The organism is Salinisphaera sp. (genome assembly GCF_035690525.1).
Classification (GTDB): domain Bacteria; phylum Pseudomonadota; class Gammaproteobacteria; order Nevskiales; family Salinisphaeraceae; genus Salinisphaera.
In genome coordinates this window covers 1-3,718 of the sequence record NZ_DASSKM010000067.1, presented here as the reverse complement: position 1 = coordinate 3,718, position 3,718 = coordinate 1, and the positions used below count along the sequence as shown (strand labels likewise).

Annotated in this window: 1 protein-coding gene and 1 pseudogene; one reads left to right on the top strand and one right to left on the bottom strand. The window is 62.6% G+C overall.

Annotated elements, in window-relative coordinates:
- Positions 1-145 precede the first annotated feature (145 nt).
- Positions 146-3,532: a tetratricopeptide repeat protein gene (locus tag VFJ08_RS05175; RefSeq protein WP_324995859.1), complete on the top strand. Its 3,387-nt coding sequence runs from the start codon at positions 146-148 to the stop codon at positions 3,530-3,532.
- A gap of 62 nt (positions 3,533-3,594) precedes the next feature.
- Here VFJ08_RS05175 and VFJ08_RS05170 read toward each other — a convergent pair.
- Positions 3,595-3,718: pseudogene (locus tag VFJ08_RS05170) on the bottom strand (IS5/IS1182 family transposase); the annotation flags it as partial.

The window sequence follows — 3,718 nt, the reverse complement described above, 5'->3', positions numbered from 1 at the left end:
AAATAGCGACATTTTCGATCGTTTTCCGCGCCGTTGATTCCGGTTCGTCTTCGGCATACTCGTATTGATGACCGCTTGGTTTGTCATAGCGATCCGCTAAACCGTGCACACGCGCCGATCGTGCACCGAAGGAGTCTCCCCAGCCATGGGCAAATCCAATTCGTCCGGCAATTCGTCCGCCAATTCGTCCACAAGAACCCGTACCCCGAACACAAAACTCAAACAAGCGAAAAAACGCACGCGACAGAAACCCAAAACCGTCGGGGCATGGCTCGATCTGGGGGCGTTGCACGTGCAGAGCCAACGCTGGGCCGAAGCGCGCTCGGCGTTCGAGACCGCGGCCGAACTCGCGCCCGATTCGCCTGATGTACACGAATGGCTCGGCCGCATCGCCTATCTGCAGCAAGATCCGGATACCGCCCTGGCGCATCTGGCGCAAGCACAAAAACAACGCCCCGACTCGGTGTTCGCGCTGACCACCCTCACCCGCGTCTATCTGGATCGGATGGCGAAGGCACTCGCGCTGGACTGTGCCCGTCGCGCCGCGGCGCTGGCGCCCGATAATATCGACGTCATGGTCCAGCTGGCGCGGGCGGCGCAGCAGAACCAGGGCTTCGACGAAGCGATTGCGCTGTTCGAACGCCTGACCGAGCTCGAACCGCACAAGCACGGCCATTGGAACAACCTGGGCAACGTCTATCGCGATCTGAGCCTGCTCGACCAAGCGAACCGCTGCTACCGGCGGGCCACCGAGTTGGCTCCGGCCGAGCCCTTGCCGTTTTCCAACTGGCTCACCGGCCTGCACTACGATCCCCACGCCGACCGCGACACGATCAGCCAGCTCGCACTCGAGTGGCAGTCGCGTTTCGCGGCCCCGCACCCGCCCGCGCGCCCCGTTCCGGCCGACCGCGCGCCGGACAAACGCTTGCGCATCGGCATGTTGTCGGACGGCTTTCGGCAACACCCGGTCGGCAAGATGATCGTCCGGTGCCTGGAGAACCTGAGCGCCGCCGACTTCGAACTGGTCGCCTACAGCTCGAGCGGCGCGCGGGATCAACTGACCGTGCGGCTCGAGAAACTGTTCAGCCGTTGGCAGCCGATCCGTCATTTATCCGACAGCGATCTGGCGCAGCGCATTCGCGCCGATGAAATCGATATCCTGATCGACATGTCCGGCCATCACAGCGGCACCCGCATGCGCGTCATGGCGATGCAGCCGGCGCCGCTGCTCGTCAAATGGGTGGGCGGCCTGATCAATACCACCGGCGTGGCGGCGATCGACTATCTCATAAGCGATACCGTCGAAACGCCGCCCGGCGAAGACGTTTTCTATTCCGAAAAGCTTATCCGCATGCCGGGCGACTATATCGTCTTCGATCCGCCGCCCTATCTGCCCGAACTCGGCGAACTGCCGGCCAAAATCAACGGCTACGTCACCCTGGGCTGCTTCAACAACCCGACGAAAATCAACGACGTGGTACTGGCCGAATGGGCCCGCATCATGCATGCGCTGGCGGATTCCAGGCTGATGCTCAAGGGCCACGCCTATGTCCACGAGGATTTATGCCGGCGCATCCTCACGACGTTCGAGAATCACGGCATCGCCCGCGAACGGATCATACTGGACGGACCGAGCGATAACCGCGACATGCTGGCGGCCTACAACCAAGTCGATATCGCGCTCGACCCGTGGCCTTACTCCGGCGGGCTGACGACCTGCGAAGGCTTCGCAATGGGCGTGCCGGTGGTGACGCTGCCCGGCCCGACGTTCGCCGGCCGCCACAGCGCCACCCATCTCATCAACGCCGGCATGCCGGAGCTGGTGGTGTCGAGTTGGGAGGAATACCGGGCGCGGGTGATCGAACTCGCGCGCGACCTGGACAATCTGGCCACCATCCGTACCCTGCTTCGCCGGACGCTGCTCGAATCCCCGGTATGCGACGGCCCGGGCTTCGCCCGTCATTTTACCAACGCGATGCGCGCGATCTGGCAGCGCGCCTGCGCCGATCGCGCGCCGGCCGCGCTGTCTTTCGACGAACAGGATCGGCCTCGCTTCGAGGACGAGGAGACACCGGTCGCGCTTCAGCATCCCGTGGCACAGCGCTCGGCTTCCGACTTCGATTGGCAATTTAACGGCCGAATCATCGCGATCGACAACGGCGGCCGTTTTCTGAATACCAACTGGGCCGAGTCATTCCTGCAACACGACGCACTCGAATTGGTCGTCTTCGACCCGGCGGGTCAGAACGCCAAATCGTCACGGACCCGGCGCGCCCACGTACATTACTACCCCGCCACCGCACTGGGCGACGGCGAACCGGCCACCTTGCACGCCTGTCTGGACCCCGGCTACAGCAGCCTGCTCGCGCCGCTGGAACACGACGAATCATCGCCGCGCGAAAAACAGGCCCGGCGGATTCTCGCGCGGCTACCGATCGACACGGTCCAGCTCGACGCGATCGACGGCCTGCGCACTATCGACTGGCTAATGCTGGACGACCTCAACGACAGCGCGCTCATTTTGGATCATGCAAAAACCGCGCTTCGCGATACATTGCTCGTTCAGGTTCGAGTGGCGTTCCAGCCCACGCACACACATCAGCCCAACCTGGCCGAGCTCCAGCATTGGGCGGCCCGGCAGGGTTTGGTCTTCTATCGGCTGCACGATGCCGATCATCGACACGGTTCGCCGGATGAAGCCGGCCTGCCGCTGACGCCCACCACGCTTAAGGCAGCTGATGCGCTGTTCCTGCCCGGGCACGAGCGCATGCAGCGGCTCAGCGCAAACGATCGAACCAAATTGGCATTCATCCTGCACACCGCCTTTGGCATTCACGACCGCCCGTATGCCCTGCTCGCGGAAAACGATGCCGACACGGCCGCGCGTTACTTGGCCAATGTGCGCAGCGAGCCGACGGACACCGCCGAAGACGGCACGCCACCGGAACACGAAATCCGGCTCCCCGATGCACCGCATATGACAGAACCGGAGCGCGGCCTGTTCAAAGGCGCGCTGCGCGGGGCTTCCCGCTACTTCGAATTCGGCTCCGGCGGCTCCACCGTCTGGGCCGTGGGCGAGAATCTCGACGTGCATGGCGTGGACAGCGATGCGAAATGGGTCGAGGCGCTCAAAGCCCGGCTCGGCGAACGCTGTCGCCTCGTCAGCGTGGACATCGGACCGACCGGCGCGTGGGGATACCCGACCTCGGCGGAGCACGAAGACGCCTATCCCCGGTACAGCCAAGCCATCTTCGATTATGACGAGGCATTCGACCTGATACTCGTGGACGGGCGCTTCCGCGTGGCCTGTACGATAGCCGCCATCCAGCACATTATGCAGCGATCCGCAGCCATCGAGGCGGCACGGATTTTCATTCACGATTTCTGGGAACGCCCCGACTACCACCGGGTGCTGCAGTTCCTCGAGCCTGTCGACCGCGCCGATAGCGCCGGCTTGTTCCGGATCAAACCCGACGTGGAAAGCGAGACGCTATCTGAAGTGTGGTCGGCATACGCCACGGTTGTGAAATGAATGCTCCGGGCTCATGTCTTATTGTTCCAGCGATGTTAGCCCTATTAGGGCGTGTTGCCGTTTCACATAGGCAGCCATAGGAGTACGCACGCCATGGCGACAACGCCTTCATAGTGTTTTTTCAGTTTATCAAAGCGACAAGCCAGTGCGCGGTATTGTTTTAATCGAGCAAACGCATTTTCCACG